This is a genomic window from Quatrionicoccus australiensis, assembly GCF_020510425.1.
GTDB lineage: Bacteria > Pseudomonadota > Gammaproteobacteria > Burkholderiales > Rhodocyclaceae > Azonexus > Azonexus australiensis_A.
This window is the reverse complement of record NZ_JAHBAH010000001.1, coordinates 2,152,155-2,169,022: the sequence shown is the minus strand read 5'-3', so window position 1 is coordinate 2,169,022 and position 16,868 is coordinate 2,152,155. Positions and strand designations below refer to the sequence as shown.

Annotated in this window: 20 protein-coding genes; 18 read left to right on the top strand and 2 right to left on the bottom strand. The window is 64.0% G+C overall.

The features are described 5' to 3' along the window. Positions 1-23: 23 nt before the first annotated feature. From KIG99_RS10415 to KIG99_RS10355, 13 genes are all read left to right on the top strand, one after another. Entirely contained in the window at positions 24-1,631 is a 1,608-nt protein-coding gene (locus KIG99_RS10415; RefSeq protein ID WP_226460106.1) for a carboxyl transferase domain-containing protein, read from the top strand. A gap of 4 nt (positions 1,632-1,635) precedes the next feature. Beyond that, a complete protein-coding gene (locus KIG99_RS10410) occupies positions 1,636-2,256 on the top strand; it encodes an FMN-binding negative transcriptional regulator (protein ID WP_226460105.1) in 621 nt (206 codons plus the stop codon). A gap of 666 nt (positions 2,257-2,922) precedes the next feature. Then, on the top strand, positions 2,923-3,711 hold the full coding sequence (locus tag KIG99_RS10405) for an enoyl-CoA hydratase/isomerase family protein (RefSeq protein WP_226460104.1): 789 nt from the start codon (positions 2,923-2,925) through the stop codon (positions 3,709-3,711). Positions 3,712-3,714: 3 nt separating this feature from the next. After that, the gene (locus KIG99_RS10400; RefSeq protein WP_226460103.1) at positions 3,715-5,712 is read left to right on the top strand and encodes an acetyl/propionyl/methylcrotonyl-CoA carboxylase subunit alpha; all 1,998 of its coding nucleotides are present in this window, start codon (positions 3,715-3,717) and stop codon (positions 5,710-5,712) included. Between the two features lie 47 nt (positions 5,713-5,759). Then, on the top strand, positions 5,760-6,170 hold the full coding sequence (locus KIG99_RS10395; protein ID WP_226460102.1) for an endonuclease domain-containing protein: 411 nt from the start codon (positions 5,760-5,762) through the stop codon (positions 6,168-6,170). Continuing rightward, positions 6,167-7,075 carry a hydroxymethylglutaryl-CoA lyase gene (locus KIG99_RS10390; RefSeq protein ID WP_226460101.1) on the top strand — a complete coding sequence of 303 codons (909 nt, stop codon included), beginning with the start codon at positions 6,167-6,169 and terminating at the stop codon, positions 7,073-7,075. Before KIG99_RS10395 ends, KIG99_RS10390 begins: the two co-directional genes overlap by 4 nt. After that, positions 7,072-8,061, top strand: a complete 990-nt coding sequence (locus KIG99_RS10385; RefSeq protein WP_226460100.1) for a hypothetical protein — start codon at positions 7,072-7,074, stop codon at positions 8,059-8,061. The genes KIG99_RS10390 and KIG99_RS10385 overlap by 4 nt, the downstream gene beginning before the upstream one ends. Next, positions 8,061-8,264 (top strand): DUF1289 domain-containing protein, encoded by a 204-nt coding sequence (locus tag KIG99_RS10380; RefSeq protein ID WP_404817878.1) that lies wholly within the window; start codon positions 8,061-8,063, stop codon positions 8,262-8,264. The genes KIG99_RS10385 and KIG99_RS10380 overlap by 1 nt, the downstream gene beginning before the upstream one ends. Continuing rightward, entirely contained in the window at positions 8,257-8,433 is a 177-nt protein-coding gene (locus KIG99_RS10375) for a DUF1289 domain-containing protein (protein ID WP_226460099.1), read from the top strand. Before KIG99_RS10380 ends, KIG99_RS10375 begins: the two co-directional genes overlap by 8 nt. After that, positions 8,430-9,344 (top strand): MBL fold metallo-hydrolase, encoded by a 915-nt coding sequence (locus KIG99_RS10370; protein ID WP_226460098.1) that lies wholly within the window; start codon positions 8,430-8,432, stop codon positions 9,342-9,344. Before KIG99_RS10375 ends, KIG99_RS10370 begins: the two co-directional genes overlap by 4 nt. Positions 9,345-9,437: 93 nt before the next feature. Beyond that, positions 9,438-10,019, top strand: a complete 582-nt coding sequence (locus tag KIG99_RS10365; protein ID WP_226460097.1) for a DJ-1/PfpI family protein — start codon at positions 9,438-9,440, stop codon at positions 10,017-10,019. Positions 10,020-10,074: 55 nt separating this feature from the next. Next, positions 10,075-10,386, top strand: coding sequence for a ribbon-helix-helix domain-containing protein (locus KIG99_RS10360; protein ID WP_226460096.1), 312 nt, complete (start codon positions 10,075-10,077; stop codon positions 10,384-10,386). Between the two features lie 176 nt (positions 10,387-10,562). Continuing rightward, positions 10,563-12,176: a methyl-accepting chemotaxis protein gene (locus KIG99_RS10355; protein ID WP_226460095.1), complete on the top strand. Its 1,614-nt coding sequence runs from the start codon at positions 10,563-10,565 to the stop codon at positions 12,174-12,176. Here the strand turns inward: KIG99_RS10355 and KIG99_RS10350 are convergent. Together KIG99_RS10350 and KIG99_RS10345 are read right to left on the bottom strand one after the other, a co-directional pair. Then, positions 12,173-12,463 carry a helix-hairpin-helix domain-containing protein gene (locus tag KIG99_RS10350; RefSeq protein ID WP_226460094.1) on the bottom strand — a complete coding sequence of 97 codons (291 nt, stop codon included), beginning with the start codon at positions 12,461-12,463 and terminating at the stop codon, positions 12,173-12,175. The genes KIG99_RS10355 and KIG99_RS10350 overlap by 4 nt on opposite strands. A gap of 4 nt (positions 12,464-12,467) precedes the next feature. After that, on the bottom strand, positions 12,468-13,643 hold the full coding sequence (locus tag KIG99_RS10345) for a M20 aminoacylase family protein (protein WP_226460093.1): 1,176 nt from the start codon (positions 13,641-13,643) through the stop codon (positions 12,468-12,470). A gap of 71 nt (positions 13,644-13,714) precedes the next feature. Between KIG99_RS10345 and rapZ the strand changes: the two genes are divergently transcribed. From rapZ to KIG99_RS10320, 5 genes are all read left to right on the top strand, one after another. Beyond that, positions 13,715-14,557, top strand: a complete 843-nt coding sequence (rapZ, locus tag KIG99_RS10340) for an RNase adapter RapZ (protein WP_226460092.1) — start codon at positions 13,715-13,717, stop codon at positions 14,555-14,557. Positions 14,558-14,594: 37 nt separating this feature from the next. Then, on the top strand, positions 14,595-14,969 hold the full coding sequence (locus KIG99_RS10335) for a NusG domain II-containing protein (protein ID WP_226460091.1): 375 nt from the start codon (positions 14,595-14,597) through the stop codon (positions 14,967-14,969). Positions 14,970-15,090: 121 nt separating this feature from the next. Further along, positions 15,091-15,600, top strand: coding sequence for a Gx transporter family protein (locus KIG99_RS10330; protein ID WP_226461809.1), 510 nt, complete (start codon positions 15,091-15,093; stop codon positions 15,598-15,600). Then, positions 15,600-16,205, top strand: a complete 606-nt coding sequence (locus KIG99_RS10325) for a flavin prenyltransferase UbiX (RefSeq protein WP_226460090.1) — start codon at positions 15,600-15,602, stop codon at positions 16,203-16,205. Before KIG99_RS10330 ends, KIG99_RS10325 begins: the two co-directional genes overlap by 1 nt. Next, a complete protein-coding gene (locus KIG99_RS10320) occupies positions 16,202-16,837 on the top strand; it encodes an LON peptidase substrate-binding domain-containing protein (protein ID WP_319002371.1) in 636 nt (211 codons plus the stop codon). The genes KIG99_RS10325 and KIG99_RS10320 overlap by 4 nt, the downstream gene beginning before the upstream one ends. Positions 16,838-16,868: the final 31 nt, after the last annotated feature.

The following is a 16,868-nucleotide window of genomic DNA, read 5'->3' as shown; positions in this document are numbered from 1 at the left end:
ACACATAAAAGAAGCGAGGAGACATGACCATCCTGAAATCCCAACTCAACCCGCGCAGCGCCGACTTCCAGGCCAACGCGGCCGCGATGACCACGGTTGTCGCCGACCTGCATGAAAAGGTCGAGAAGATCGCCCTCGGCGGCCCGGAAGCGGCGCGCCAGAAGCACCTGGCACGCGGCAAGCTGCTGCCGCGCGAGCGGGTCAGCGCCCTGCTCGATCCCGGCACGCCCTTCCTTGAGATCGGCCAGTTCGCGGCCTACGGCATGTACGGCGGCGACGTACCGGCCGCCTCGGTGATCGCCGGCATCGGCCGCGTCGAGGGCATCGAATGCATGATCGTTGCCAACGATGCGACGGTGAAGGGCGGCACCTATTACCCGCTGACCGTCAAAAAGCACCTGCGCGCCCAGGAAATCGCCCTGGAAAACCGCCTGCCCTGCATCTATCTGGTCGATTCCGGCGGCGCCTTCCTGCCCATGCAGGACGAGGTCTTCCCGGACAAGGAACATTTCGGCCGCATCTTCTTCAACCAGGCCAACCTGTCGGCTGCCGGCATCCCGCAGATTGCCGCCGTGATGGGCTCATGCACGGCCGGCGGCGCCTACGTGCCGGCGATGTGCGACGAGTCGATCATCGTCAAGAACCAGGGCACGATCTTTTTGGGCGGCCCGCCGCTGGTCAAGGCGGCAACCGGTGAGGTCGTCTCGGCCGAAGACCTCGGCGGCGCCGACGTGCATACGCGCATCTCCGGCGTCGTCGATCATCTGGCCGAGAACGACGCGCACGCGCTGGCCATCGCGCGGCGCATCGTCAAGGATCTGAACTGGAAAAAGGCCCCGCCAGTCACGTTGACCGCCCCGACCGAGCCGCTGTTCAGCCCGGAAGAACTGTACGGCGTGATTCCGACCGATGCCAAGAAGCCTTTCGACGTGCGCGAGATCATCGCCCGCATCGTTGACGGCTCCGACTTCGACGAATTCAAGGCCCGCTACGGCACGACGCTGGTCTGTGGCTTTGCCCGCATCTACGGCTACCCGGTGGGGATCGTCGCCAACAACGGCATTTTGTTCAGCGAATCGGCCCTCAAGGGTGCGCATTTCATCGAACTCTGCGCCCAGCGCGGCATTCCGCTCGTCTTCCTGCAGAACATCACCGGCTTCATGGTCGGCCGCAAGTACGAAAACGGCGGCATCGCGCGCGACGGTGCCAAGATGGTGACCGCTGTCGCCACCGCCAAGGTGCCGAAATTCACCGTCGTCATCGGCGGCAGTTTCGGTGCCGGCAACTACGGCATGTGCGGCCGCGCCTACTCGCCCCGCTTCCTGTGGATGTGGCCGAACGCGCGCATCTCGGTGATGGGCGGCGAACAGGCGGCCGGCGTGCTGGCCACGGTCAAGCGCGACGGCATCGAAGCGGCCGGCAAGACCTGGAGCACCGAGGAAGAAGCCGCTTTCAAGGCGCCGATCCGCGAGCAATACGAGACGCAGGGCCATCCCTACTACGCCTCGGCACGGCTCTGGGACGACGGCATCATCGACCCGGCCGACACCCGCCGCGTCCTCGGCCTCGGCCTTTCCGCCTCGATGAACGCGCCGGCCGAAGAAACGAAGTTCGGCATCTTCCGGATGTAAGACGATGTACCTGCCCAAGCACTTCGCAGTCAGCGACCCGGCCCGCCTGCATGACCTGATGCGCGCCTTCCCGCTCGCCACCGTCGTCACGCACGGACCCGACGGGCTGGAGGCCAATCATGTGCCACTGCTGCTCGATACGGAAGCCGGCCCCCACGGCACGCTGCGTGGCCATGTCGCGCGCGGCAATCCGCTGGCGCGCCAGACGGTCGACAGCGAAATTCTGGTCATTTTCCAGGGGCACGAGTGCTACATCAGCCCTTCCAACTACGCGACCAAGGCCGAACACGGCAAGGTCGTACCGACCTGGAACTACTGCGCCGTGCATGCGCATGGCCGCCTGCAGCTGGTCGACGACACCGACTGGCTTTTGGCGCAATTGACGGCGTTGACCGCCGAACACGAGGGCGGGTTGGCCAAGCCTTGGGCGGTTGGTGATGCACCGGCTGATTACATCGAGAAAATGCTTGGGGCGATTGTCGGGATCGAGATTTCGATTGACCGTCTCATTGGCAAATGGAAGGTCAGCCAGAACCAGCCGGCGGTTAATCAGGCCAGCCTGGTTGAGGCGCTGGCTGGGCAGCCGATGGCGGGGCTGATTCGGGAGGGGGCTTCTTTTAAATGAGATCTCGCTCGATTCGGTATGGAGTTGCGTTGGATGAGCTTGGGGTTCCGTTTGACAGGCTTGGGGTTCCGCCTTGCGGGCGGGCGTACTTTCTTTTGCTTCGCCAAAAGAAAGTAGCCAAAGAAAAGGCGACCCCAGGCTACGCGGTCGGCGTTGCCGACTCCCCTGCGCTACTCAAAGGACCGGGCGGCTGCGGAACTCGGCCCTTCTCCGTTGCTCGGCGCTCCACATGGGGACCCGGAAAAGCGTCTCGGAACGACGGCTCTGCCCAGGAAGAAAAAAGGAATAGCCTTATTTTTAACGGTCGACCGCTGGAAACAACCCAAAACCATCTCTACCGGTTCGGCGGCGACGCCTTTCGGGTCCCCCTGAGAGGCGCTGAGCAACGCAGGCTGGCCGGGGGTTTCGGCTTGCGTCTGTCTGAGCCGCAGGCGAGTTTAGCAAGCCGCCCGGCCTGCCGAGTAGCGCAAGGGACCGGGCAACGCCCGGCGCCGACCCGGGGGTCGCCTTCTTCTTTGGCTACTTTCTTCTTGGCGAAGCAAGAAGAAAGTACGCCCGCCCGCAAGGCGGAACCCCAACGTAAAACAAGCGCTACACCCACCGTAGCCGAGACCAAGCACACCCCCACCAACTAAACAAAGCCCAAACAACAAAACGAGACAAACCATGCCCTTCCAAGCCCTGGAAATCGAACTCACCGGCCCGGTCGCCACGATCTGGATGAACCGGCCCGACCTGCACAACGCCTTCGACGAACTCCTGATCGCCGAACTCACCGCCGCCTGCATCGCCCTCGATGAAGACAAGGACGTCCGCGTCGTCGTCCTCGCCGGCCGCGGCAAAAGCTTTTCGGCCGGCGCCGACCTGAACTGGATGAAGCGCGCCGCCAACAACGGGCTCGACGACAATCTCAACGACGCGCGTGCCCTCGCCCGCATGCTGCGCACGCTGGCCGAGATGAAAAAGCCGACCATCGCCCGTGTCCAGGGCGCCGCGCTCGGTGGCGGCATGGGTCTCGCTGCCGCCTGCGACGTCGCTGTCGCCGCGACAAAAGCCGTGTTTGCGACCTCAGAAGTCAAATTCGGCATCATCCCCTCGGCCATTTCGCCCTACGTGCTACGCGCCATCGGCGCCCGTCAGGCGACGCGCTACTTCCAGTCGGCCGAGCGCATCAGCGCCGAACGCGCCCGCGAAATCGGCCTGGTACACGAATGTGTCGACGCCGAACAGCTCGATGCCAAGGTGCAGGAAATCGCCACCGCCCTGCTCCAGGGCGGCCCGCTCGCCCAGGCTGCGGCCAAGGACCTGATCCGCGCCGTCGCCGGCCAGCCGGTCAACGAAACCCTGGTCGAGGAAACTGCCCACCGCATCGCCCACCTGCGCGCCACGCCGGAAGCCCGCGAAGGCATTGCCGCCTTTCTCGATAAACGTTCGCCTGCCTGGATAGGGGAATAAGCCATGTTCAACAAGATCCTCATCGCCAACCGCGGAGAAATAGCCTGCCGGGTAATTAAAACCGCACGCCGCCTCGGCATCCGCACCGTCGCCGTCTATTCCGAGGCCGATGCCAATGCTCGCCATGTCCGCCTCGCCGACGAAGCCGTGCTGCTCGGCCCGGCCGCCGCCCGCGAGTCCTACCTGGTCGCCGAGAAGATCATCGACGCCTGCCGGCGCACCGGCGCCCAAGCGGTCCACCCCGGCTACGGCTTCCTTTCCGAGAATGCCGATTTCGCCGATGCGCTGGCCGCGGCCGGCATCGCCTTCATCGGCCCGCCGGCTTCGGCGATCCGCGCCATGGGCTCGAAGTCCGAAGCCAAGAAACTGATGGGCAAGGCGGCCGTGCCGCTGACGCCGGGTTACCACGGCGACGATCAGACGCCAGAATTGCTGCACAAGGAAGCCGACCAGATCGGCTACCCGGTGCTGATCAAGGCGGCAGCCGGCGGCGGCGGCAAGGGCATGCGCCTGGTCGAGAGAAGCGAGGATTTCCCCGATGCGCTGGCCTCCTGCAAGCGCGAGGCGATTTCCAGCTTCGGCAATGATCACGTGCTGATCGAGAAATACATCACCAAGCCGCGCCACATCGAAATCCAGGTCTTTGCCGACAGCCTCGGCAACTGCGTTTACCTGTTCGAGCGCGACTGCTCGGTGCAGCGCCGCCACCAGAAGGTGCTGGAAGAAGCGCCCGCCCCCGGCATGAGCGAGGAGCGCCGCCGCGAGATGGGCGAAGCAGCGGTTGCCGCAGCCAAGGCGGTCGGTTACGTCGGCGCCGGCACGGTCGAGTTCATCGCCAATCAGGACGGCTCGTTCTACTTCATGGAAATGAACACCCGCCTGCAGGTCGAACATCCGGTCACCGAGATGATCACCGGCCAGGACCTCGTCGAATGGCAATTGCGCGTCGCCAGCGGTCAACCGCTGCCGCTTGCGCAAAACCAGTTGCAGATCCGCGGCCACGCACTCGAAGCACGCATCTACGCCGAGGATGCGAACAAGGGCTTCCTGCCCTCGACCGGCCGGCTGATCCGCCTGACGCCGCCCGCCGAGTCGATCAACGTCCGGGTCGATACCGGCGTCGAAGAAGGCGACGAGATCACGCCCTACTACGACCCGATGGTCGCCAAGCTGATCGTCTGGGACGAAAACCGCGCTGCCGCACTGGCCCGCATGCGCAAGGCCCTGGCCGACTACCGCGTCGCCGGCGTCACCACCAATATCGATTTTCTGTCGCGCCTTGTCGCCTGCCCGGCCTTTGCCGGCGCCGACCTCGACACCGGCCTGATCGAACGCCAGAAGGAATTCCTTTTCCCCGCCGCCCAGGCCGTGCCGCGCGATGCGCTGCTGGTGGCCACGGTCGGCGAACTGCTCTGGGAACAGCATGCAGCCCGGCAGGCCGCCAAAGGCAGCGGCGATCCGTTCTCGCCCTGGCACGCCCGCGACGGCTGGCGCATGAACCTGAGTTCGGCGCGCACGATCAGCTTCCGCGATGGCGAAACGCTGGTCGACGCGCATGTCCGTTATCAGGACGATCACTGGCGGATCACGCTGCACGGTGAAACGACGCAGGCACGCGGCAAGAAACTGGATGGCGACCGTTTTGCCGTCGAACTCGACGACCGCCGCCTGATCGCCAGCGTCGTTGGCGTAGACGGGAAACGCGCCGTATTCCTCAACGGTAGCACGTACTCACTTCTGCGCGATGACCCGCTGCACCGTGTCGATGCCGGGGACAGCCACGGTGGCGGCCTGACTGCGCCGATGCCTGGCAAGGTCGTCGCCCTGCTCGCGCAGGTCGGCCAGAAGGTGGAAAAAGGTACGCCGCTGCTGATTCTGGAAGCGATGAAAATGGAACACACCATCACCGCCCCCGCCACCGGTACCGTCAAGGCCTTCTGCTACGCAGCCGGCGAACAGGTCAGCGACGGCGCGGCATTGGTCGAATTCGAGACAAACTAAGCCCCTCCCCCTTCAAGGGGGAGGCCGGGTGGGGGATGGGTCAGAGAATGCAAGGACAAGACAACACGTGGTTGCAAAAAAACCGGATTCCTCAGGAACTCAGGAAAGAAGCAACTGACGCCGAGCGCTTTCTCTGGCGATTCCTGCGCGGCAAACAGCTTGGCGTGAAGTTTCGGCGCCAACATCCTTTCAGCAACTGTGTTCTCGATTTTGTCTGCCTGGAACGGAAGCTGGTCATAGAACTTGATGGTGGGCAACATGCGGAAACAGCTAGCGCAGACAATGAACGGACGCGCTTCCTTCAGGTAGCAGGCTTTCGGGTGCTTCGTTTCTGGAACAATCAGGTTTTTCAGGAAACGGAAGCAGTCATCGAAAGCATCATGGCCGCACTTGCCCAAACCCATCCCCACCCTGGCCCTCCCCTTGAAGGGGAGGGAGTACACGAGGTCCATCCATGAATCTCCCCAGCAAAGTCAAAATCGTCGAAGTCGGCCCGCGCGACGGGCTGCAGAATGAAAAACAGGTCGTCCCGACCGAAATCAAGATCGAGCTGATCGAGCGGCTGGCCGCAGCCGGGCTGCCGGTCATCGAGGCGACCTCCTTCGTGTCGCCGAAATGGGTGCCGCAGATGGGCGACAACACGGCGGTGATGCAGGGCATCCGCCGCCGGCCCGGTACGGTATACGCCGCGCTGACCCCGAATTTGCAGGGTTTCGATGCCGCGATCCAGGCCGGGGCAGATGAAGTCGCCATTTTCGGTGCCGCATCCGAGAGCTTTTCCCGGAAAAACATCAATTGCTCGATTTCCGAGAGCCTGAAACGCTTCGAACCCATCGTTTCTGCGGCCAGCGCGCTGGAAATCCGCGTCCGCGGCTATGTTTCCTGCGTCGTCGGCTGCCCTTACGAAGGCGACATCGCCCCCGAGCAGGCGGCCAGCGTCGCCCGCACCCTGTACGACATGGGCTGCTACGAAGTGTCGCTGGGCGATACCATCGGCGTCGGCAACCCGGCCAGCGTCAGCCGCATGATCGAGGCCTGTGCGCGCAAAATTCCGGTCGAGCATCTCGCCGGGCATTACCACGACACCTACGGCATGGCGATTGCCAACATTTACGCCTCGCTGCAACTCGGCATGGCGACTTTCGACAGCTCGATTGCCGGGCTGGGCGGCTGTCCCTACGCCAAAGGTGCCTCCGGCAATGTCGCGACCGAAGACGTTGTCTATTTATTAAGCAGCCTGGGCATTGAAACCGGCATCAATCTGGCTACACTGACGGCTATCGGTGACTGGATTTCCAGGACCATCAATCGCCCGAACGGCGCCAAGGCCGGCCGGGCCATCTGCGCCAAGAATGCCGAGTGAGCCTTTTCTCTGCCGTTGCTGATTTACTGAAGCCGTCCCCCCCGCCCGCTGCCAGCCTGCAGGCTGCAATCGACCACGTCATCGGCATGGTCGATCCCTTGCTGCGTGTCGTGCCCAACCTCGAACGCCAGCTTGCCCCCGCCGTCGAGCATGCACTCGCTTACTGCACAGGGCTGGTCGCGGCGCTGCCCGGCCCGATCGACATCGACCGCCGTGCCTTCGGTGCCGACCCGCTGATCCATGCGCTGTTCGCAACCGCGGGCGACATCGACGAAATGCTCGGCCGCTGCCACAAGTTGCAGGATTTTCTCGAGCAGCCGGAATCCTTTGCCGAAGAATATTTTTTCGCCATGCTGGCTGCCCGCCGGCAGCAGAAAAAGCAGTTCGGCATGGCGCAGCAGGGCGACATCATCCGCAACGACGTGGCGCAGGAAATCCTCTATTTTTCCGACCAGACCCTGGTCGAACCCGACAACGATCCCGAACTGACCCGGGAACGCCTGCGCACCAAGGCGCTGGAAAGCCTGCTGCATTCCTTCAATGCCCACGTCGATGCGCTGCGCCGCGAACGGCAGAGCCTGCGTAGCGATGCCTCGGTCGAGCACGCGCAGTTCGCCGCGCAAGGCAAGAGCATGGAGCAGCACCTGGCCGAATCGCACACCCGGCACCTCGCCGAACTCGATTTCCGCCTGCGCCAGAATACCGAGTTGTTGATGCCCGAACATCTGGCCGATTCACTCTGCGACTTCCTGCGTACACCGGAAACCGCGCTTTTCCTGCGTCCGGTCAACATTACGGTCGACCGGCTGGGGGTCGTGCAAAAGACGCCGACCGACGACACGTCGGCGCAAACACTGAATTTCCCGGAACTTATCAGCCGCGACCGGCGTCAGCACATAGCCATGCTCGTCCGGATTCCGCGCCAGGATGCCCTGGCAGCCCTGGAAAAAGTGCGCGACCGGCAACACCGTTACATCCTGATCTGATGCTTGCTTCCCCCTGTATCAACCTCTGCAAGATGGACGCGCAGAGCGGCCTCTGTCAGGGCTGCCACCGCACCATCGACGAAATCACCCGCTGGTCGCGCAGCGACGATGCCGGTCGCGCGCTGATTCTGGCCGCTGTCGCCCGCCGCCGCGAGCAAGCCGGTGCCGCTACCAACCATTGCCCAACGAAATCCCATGGATAACCTGGAAGACCTCTACCCCTGCGTCGGCATCTGCGAGCTCGACCCCGATTCCGGCTACTGCCTGGGCTGCGGCCGGCCGCCGCTGGACGAGCCGCAAGGCGATGCGGCCGGCAATTCGCCCGTAGATACCCCCGCTCCCGCTGACCACGCTCTGGATACGCCGGCATGAAGCCTGGCCTGCCGGACTCGCTGCTCGTCCTCGAGCGCGGCTGGCTGTCGGCCAACAACATCCTGTGTTTTGACGGCCCGGAAGCAACGCTGATCGACAGCGGCTATGTCACGCATGCGGCGCAGACCGTCGAACTGGTCGGCAATGCGCTGGACGGTCGACGCCTCAAAAGACTGATAAATACCCACTCGCACTCCGACCATATCGGCGGCAACGCGGCGCTGCAGGCCGTCCATGGCTGCGAAATCGTCGTCCCGGCCGGCTTGCATGCAGTGATTGCCGACTGGGACGAAAACGCCCTGCTCCTCTCGCCGCTCGGCCAGCAAGGCGGCCGCTTCCAGCACGACAGCCTGCTCGCGCCGGGCGACCAGTTCGCCATGGGCGGCCTGAACTGGCAGGCGCTGGCCGTACCCGGCCACGACATGGAAGCGCTCGCCTACTACAACCCGGAGCGGCGCATCCTGATCTCCGGCGATGCGCTCTGGGAAAACGGCTTCGGCGTCATCTTCCCGGAACTGCTCGGCGAGGCCGACGGCCTGGCGAGCACGCGGGCAACGCTGGAAATGCTCGCCCACCTGCCGATCGACATCGTCATTCCCGGTCATGGCAGCCCGTTCGCAGCGGTCGACCTCGCTTTCGAGCGCGCTTTCCGCCGCCTCGACAGTTTCGCCGCCAGCATCGACAAACTGGCCTGGCATGCGATCAAGGTTATCGCTTCCTTCGCCATGATGGAAAAACGCCGTCTGCGCGAGACGGACTTCGCCGGCTTCATCCTCGGCCTACCCTTTGCCGTCGACGTAAACAAACGCTACCTCGACCTGCCGGAAGACCTGTTGTGCGAGCGCCTCGAACGCGAGCTGCTGCTGGTCGGCGCGCTGCAGCTCGAAGACGGCTGGCTGAGCGCCGGCTGAGTTTTTCATGCCGGTAGCAACCGGCTGCTACCCGCTGTCCTGCGATATGCCGAGAATGTCCCTTGCCGCAATATCAATTCCAAGGAGACAAACATGGCAGCGCAGAAAATCCTCATGCTCACCGGTGACTACACCGAAGACTACGAAACCATGGTGCCCTTCCAGGCGCTATTGATGGTCGGCCATACGGTCCACGCCGTCTGCCCGGGCAAAAAGGCCGGCCAGCAGGTGCGTACCGCGATCCACGACTTCGAGGGCGACCAGACCTATTCCGAGAAGCCGGGCCACAATTTCACGCTCAACGCCAGCTTCGATGAAATCAAGGTCGAGGACTACGACGCGCTGGTCATTCCCGGCGGCCGCGCCCCGGAATACCTGCGCCTCAACCCGCAGGTGATTGCCGCCGTGCAGCATTTCGCCAATACCAATAAACCGATTGCCGCGATCTGCCACGGCGCCCAGCTGCTCGCCGCGGCTAGCGTGCTGGCCAGCCGCACCTGCAGCGCCTACCCAGCCTGCGGCCCGGAAGTGAGCGCAGCCGGCGGCATCTATGCCGACATCCCGGTCGACCAGGCCAAGGTAGACGGCAAGCTGGTCACCGCCCCGGCCTGGCCGGCGCATCCGGACTGGCTGGCCAAGTTCCTGCAGGTGCTGGGAACGCGCATCGAACTCTGATGTCGTATCCGGGCGGCCAGTCGCGGCCGCCCTTTCCTCAGCACTGGAGGCAGCGATGTGCGAGCTTTACGTCAAGGCCGACCCCATCCTCTACGAGTCGCGTTCGCGCTCGCTGCGCATCCACGGCTGCGTCACCAAGATCCGCCTGGAAAACCTGTTCTGGGACATCCTGGCCGAACTCGCCGCGAGTGACGGATTCACAACCAACCAGCTGATCGCCCGGCTTTATGATGAATTACTGGCCTATCGCGGCGAAATCGACAATTTCTCGTCCTTTTTGCGCGTTTCCTGCCTGCGCTACCTGACCCTGAAAAAGGGCATGGAAGAACGGCCAAGCCTTGCTGTCGTCAGCAAGGCGGCAGCCTGAACGAGGCAGAAAAAATGCCAATAGGCTTTTGTGATAACCAGCGCCCAAGCCCTGTGCCGCTTGTTGCAAGGCAAACGAGACAGACCTGAAACAACAAAAATGTAAAGCATCAGCAATCTGCGCCAAAATTTGCCGGATAAGTATAATAAAACCCTAATTCACAAAGGGGTTTTGCCATGAGTTTCCGTAACCGGCTGCTGCTCGGCATGACACTGATCATGGCCGCCTTCATCACCGCAGTTGTTGTTGCCTACGGCGGCCTCCACTCCTCCTCCGCCCAGTTCGGCGCTTTTCTCGACGGCGTCGGCAGCCTCAACCAGGGCTACCGCGAAATGTATGCGCAAGGCTTGCAGATGGGGCAGGCATTGCGCAATATCGTGCTCGACCCGGCCAATCCGAAAGCCTTCGAAAATCTCGAAAAGGCGCGCAAGGATTTCGCCACAGCGCGCGATACGGCCAGCCGGGCCGCCGCCACCGTCGACGGTTTTGCCAGTTCGGTGAGCCGTCTGGAGCCACTCGCCAGCGCCCAGGCCGACGCCCAGAAACAGGTCATGGAAGCACTCAAGAGCGGCCATCTCGACGAAGCGAAAACCCTGATCAACAGCAAGGAAACGCCGGCCTGGCGTGCCCTCAAGAAAGCCCTGCTCGATGATATCGAGGCTCTGCAGAAGCTCACCGAAACCCATCGCAGCGAAGTCACCAGCCAGGTCGAACGCGAGCAGAAAATCATCCTCGGCCTCGCCCTGCTCGCCGTGGCGATCGGTATCGGCAGCGTTGTAACGACGCTCGCCTATGTCCGCCGCGAACTCGGCGGCGAACCGGCTTACGCCCGCCAGGTGGCCAATGCCGTGGCAACCGGCGATCTCACCCAGCCGATCAGCCTGCTCGGCAACGACCGCGACAGCCTGCTCGCCGCCCTCGCCGCCATGCAGGAACACCTGCGCCAGCTGGTCGGCACGCTGTCCGGCCATGCCCGCGATGTAGACCAGACCGCCCGCCAGGTCGCCGATGCCACCGATCTCGTTGCCGCCGGCAGTACGCAACAACTGCAGTTGGCCAGCGCCATGGTCGGCAATACGCAAAACCTGACCGGCAGCCTGAACGAAGTGATGAGCGCCGTCAGCGAAGCCGAGCGCATCGTTGCCGAATCGGGCAGCATCTCCGACAGCGGCGCCGCTCTGGCCGGCAGGACGGCGGTCGAAACCGAAGCGATGGCCGAGTCGGTACGCGTGACCGCCGGCCATATCCAGGAACTCGGCGCCCAGTCGGTACAGATCAACTCCATCCTTGGCGTCATTTCCGACATCGCCAGCCAGACCAATCTGCTCGCCCTCAATGCCGCCATCGAAGCGGCCCGCGCCGGCGAACAGGGGCGCGGCTTTGCCGTGGTGGCCGATGAAGTGCGCAAGCTGGCTGAAAGGACCACGCAGTCAACCGCCGAGATTTCCGCCATGGTCGACCGCATCCGCAACGGTACCCAGCGCGCTGTCGAAGGCATGGAATCAGGACTGCTGCAGGTCGGCCACAGCGTCGAACTGTCGCATCAGGCGCGCGAGGCTTTCAATCGCATGAACGCCAGTTCGCTCGAAGTCAGCCAGGTCGTGCAACGCATTGCCCAGGCCATTGATGTCGAAAGTCAGACCGAGCACGCTATCCAGTCGCACGTCGAACAAGTGCAGGCATTGATTGAGCAGAACGACCGGGCAATGCGCGACGTGGTCGGCTCGGCCGGTCGCCTGAAAAACGTCTCGGGCGCCCTCAGCCAGTCGGTCGCCCGCTTCCGGGTTTAAGCGGAACCCAAGCGGCGCTTGCGCTCGGCGCTGTATTCCCACCACGGCTGCGCCGCTTCGCCAGCCATGAAACGCGTGATCGAGATGAAGACATCGATCACGCAGGGGTCGTGGCGCTGCCCGGTCACGGTGCAAAGCTGCGCGTACATGGCGTAGGGATCGCGCCCGACCAGTTGGGCCGGCTCGCCAATGCCGATCAGACGCAGATCAGCGGCACAGGCCGGACCAATATTGGGCAAATCGGTGAGTTGACCGAGCCGGCACCGGTCGACCTTGGCCGGATGCATGTTTTCAGGTCCGCGGCATGGCCTGTTGCACCAGGCGTACCCAGTAGCTGACGCCAAGCGTCAGCAGTTCGTCGTTGAAATCGTAATGCGGATTGTGCAGCGTACAACCGCCAGTGCCCGGCCCGTTGCCGAGCCAGACGTAGCAGCCCGGCTTTTCGCGCAGCATGTAGGCGAAGTCCTCCGCCCCCATCGACGGCAGGATGTCAGTGAGCACACGCTCTTGTCCAAACACAGAGCTGGCGACAGCCTGACAGAATTTTGCCTCGGCAGGACTGTTGACCGTCGGCGGGTAACGATGATCGAAATGCACCGTGATCTGGGCGCCGTTGGCGGCCGCAATGCCACTGCACAAACGCTCGATGGCGCGCTCGACGTTCTCCTGCACCTCGGGCTTGAAACTGCGGATGGTGCCGCGCAAGACGACCTCTTCCGGAATGATGTTCCAGGCTTCGCCGGCATGGAATTGCGTGACGCTGACCACCGCCGACTCGCAGGGATGCAGCGTGCGGCTGACCACGGTCTGCAGCGCCTGTACCAGTTGCGCGCCGGCGACGATGGAGTCGACGCCCTGGTGCGGCATCGCGGCATGGCAGCCGTGCCCGCGCACGAAAATCTCGAAGGCACAGGTGCCGGCCATCACCGGGCCCGGCATCGCCATCATCTCGCCGACCGGGATGCCCGGCCAGTTGTGCAGGCCGAATACCGCATCGACCGGGAAACGTTCGAACAGGCCGTCCTCGATCATCACCGCGGCACCGCCCTCCGACTCCTCGGCCGGCTGGAAAATGAACACGGCGGTGCCGTCAAAGTCGGGATTCGCTGCGAGATAGCGCGCCGCGCCGAGCAGCATCGCGGTATGCCCGTCGTGGCCGCAGGCGTGCATCTTGCCCTGGTGTTTCGAGTGGTGCGGAAACTCGTTGAGTTCGCAGAGCGGCAGCGCATCCATGTCGGCACGCAGGCCGATCATTTTCTCCGACGAACCCGCCCGCAACACGCCGACGACGCCGGTTTTGGCGATGCCACGATGCACTTCCAGGCCGTAACGCTCCAGTTCGCGGGCGACCAGTTCGGCCGTCCGGTTCTCGTCGAAAGCCAGTTCGGGATGCGCGTGGATATCGCGGCGCTGGGCGGTCAACTCGGCGAGAAAGGGCAATTCGAGCAGGGGAAGGGGCGAGGGCATGAGCATCTCCTTGTTTATTTCTATTATGCCGCGGGTTGCCGGGCCGCGCCGCGTTGATTATGCTCTGGCTGATGGAACTCATTCTCATCAGCGGCCTTTCCGGCTCAGGCAAGTCGGTTGCCCTGCACCTGCTCGAAGATGCCGGCTACTACTGCGTCGACAACCTGCCGGTGTCGATGCTGACGCTCTTGGTCGGCATGCTCAAGGAAGAACAGATCGCCAAGGTGGCGGTTGCCATCGATGCCCGCTCCGGGCATGGCATCGAACTTCTGCCGGAAAAGCTGCTAAAGCTGACCGAAAGCGGCACACGCCACAATTTCCTGTTCCTGCACGCCAATCAGGAGACGCTGCTCAAGCGCTACTCCGAATCGCGCCGCCGCCACCCGCTGGCCACCGCCGACCAGACGCTGGAAGAGTCGATCCGCGCCGAGCGCGACATGCTGACCCCGATTTCCGATCTCGGTCACCGCATCGACACCAGCGGTCTGAAAGCCAACGCGCTGCGCGAATGGGTGCGCCAGTTCATCGAAGCCGAACCCGGCCAGGGCCTGACCCTGATGTTCGAGTCCTTCGGTTTCAAGCATGGCCTGCCGCTCGATGCCGATCTCGTCTTCGACGTGCGCTGCCTGCCCAACCCGCATTACGACACCGAACTGCGCCCGCTCACCGGGCGCGACCAGCCGGTCATCGACTTCCTCGAAGGCGAAACGGAAGTCCGCCGCATGCGCGACGACATCAGCCGCTTCGTCAGCAACTGGCTGCCCGCCTACATCCGCGACAACCGCAATTACCTGACCGTGGCCATCGGCTGTACCGGCGGCCAGCATCGTTCGGTTTACATCGCGGAATGGCTGGGCCGCCAGTTTGCCCGGCAGGCCCGCGTTCTGGTCCGCCACCGTACGCTGGCCGGCTGAGCGGCCTTTCCTTGCCTGCCTGCCCACACCAGCCGCCATGCATTGGCTGAACCTGCTCCGCCCCGGCGACTGGCTGGTCATGCTGCTCGGCGCCCTGGCCGTCGGCGGCAGCATTCCGCTCTTCTGGCAAGGCGGCATGGCCGAGCGCGCGATCATTCGCCAGGAGGGTCAGGTCTTTGCCGAAGTCGACCTGCGCAGCCGCAAGCAATTCGAAGTCAGCGGCCCGCTCGGCACGACACTGATCGCCATCGAGCCCGGCCGCGCCCGCGTCATCTCCGATCCCGGGCCGCGCCAGTATTGCGTCAAGCAGGGCTGGCTGATGCGCCCCGGCGAAATCGCCATCTGCGCCCCGAACCGCGTCAGCGTCCAGATTGCCGGCCGGACCAAGGTCTATGACTCGATCAGTTACTGAGCACGCGTCTGGTGCAGGCGCTGCCATTCATGGCGAGGCGAGCGCGACAGACAATACTCGCGCCGAAGGCGCAGCAAACTCGTCGCGAGGAGACCCCGGGCCACGGCCCGGCGTGACTCAAATCGTGGTCACCGCCGAAGACCGTCGCGTCGCCTGGCTGGCTACCGCAGCGGTCGGCCTGTCGCTGGTCGATGCGGCGATCCCGTCGCCGCTGCCCGGCGTCAAGCCGGGCCTTGCCAATATCGTCACCCTCGTCGTCCTCGCCCGCTACGGCTGGGGCACGGCGGTCTGGGTCAGCGGCCTGCGGGTTTTGGCCGGCAGCCTGCTACTCGGCTATTTCCTAGCGCCCGGCTTCTTCCTGTCGCTGACCGGCACCACGCTCAGCCTGCTCACCCTCGGCCTCGCCCGGCATCTGCCGCAGCGCTGGTTCGGCCCGGTCAGCCTGTCCATCCTCGCCGCCTTCGCGCATATCGGCGGCCAGTTGCTGCTCGCCCGCGCCTGGCTGATCCCACACGACGGCGTCTTCCTGCTCACCCCGGTCTTTGCCGGCGCGGCGCTGGTCTTCGGCACCATCAACGGCCTGATCGCGGCTAAACTGCTGGCTGAACCCGCCCCACCGGAAGTCCGCTAATGCCCAAGACCATCTGCCTTGCCCTGACCGGCGCCTCCGGCATGCCCTACGGCCTGCGCCTGCTGGAATGCCTGCTCACCGCCGGCTGCCAAGTGCAGTTGCTCTACTCGCAGGCCTCCCAGGTCGTCGCGCGGCAGGAACTGGATTTTGAATTGCCGTCACGGCCGAGCGAGGCCAAAGCTGCCCTGCTCGCCCGCTTCCCAACGGTCGACGCGGAAAAACTGGCCGTTTTCGGCCGCGAGGAATGGTTCGCGCCGGTCGCCTCCGGTTCCAACCCGCCCGACGCGATGGTCGTCTGCCCGTGTTCGATGGGCACGCTGGCCGCCATCGCCCAGGGCCTGGCCGACAATCTCATCGAACGCGCCGCCGACGTCGTCCTCAAGGAAGGCCGCAAGCTGGTGCTGGTTCCACGTGAAACGCCGTTCTCGGCCATCCACCTCGAAAACATGCTGCGCCTGTCACGCGCCGGTGCCGTCATCCTGCCGCCCAGCCCCGGTTTCTACCAGCACCCGCAAAGCGTGCAGGACATCGTCGACTTCGTAGTCGCCCGCGTCCTCGACCAGGTCGGCGTGCCGCACACCTTGATGCAACGCTGGGGCGAATGATGGGCTGGTTCGATTTTTCCCGCACGCCATCCGGCCCCGTCGTCGAAACCATGGACATTCCGCTCTTCCCGCTGCAGACCGTGCTCTTTCCCGGCAGCGTGTTGCCGTTGAAGATCTTTGAGCAGCGCTATCTCGACATGGCCGCCGCCTGCATGAAGGAAAGCAAGCCCTTCGGCATCTGCCTGATCGCCAGCGGCGAAGAAACCGGCCCGGCTGCCGAACCGCACCCGGTCGGCACGCTGGCCGAGATCGGCGACTGGGAAATGGAACAACTCGGCATCCTGCAGATCACCGCGCGCGGCAGTCGCCGCTTCCGCATTCTGGAAAAACGCCTGGGCGCCGCCCAATTGCAGGAAGCACGCGTCGAGATCATCTCCGACAACGGCCCGCTCGCCGTGCCGCCCGAGCGCCAGCGCCTGCTGCCGCTGCTGCGCCGCGTGGTCGGCGACCTCGGTCCGGAGCGCATGCCGGAGCCGCATCATTTCGACGACGCGGAATGGGTCGGCTACCGCATCACCGAGATCCTGCCCGTCCAGAATCTCGCCAAGCAAAAGCTGCTCGAACTCGAAGACCCGCTCGCCCGCCTCGAAATCCTGGAAAAATTCCTCGACCAGCGCAAGCTGCTTGGCTGACAGCAAAATCGCTGCTTTTTAGCGGTCGACC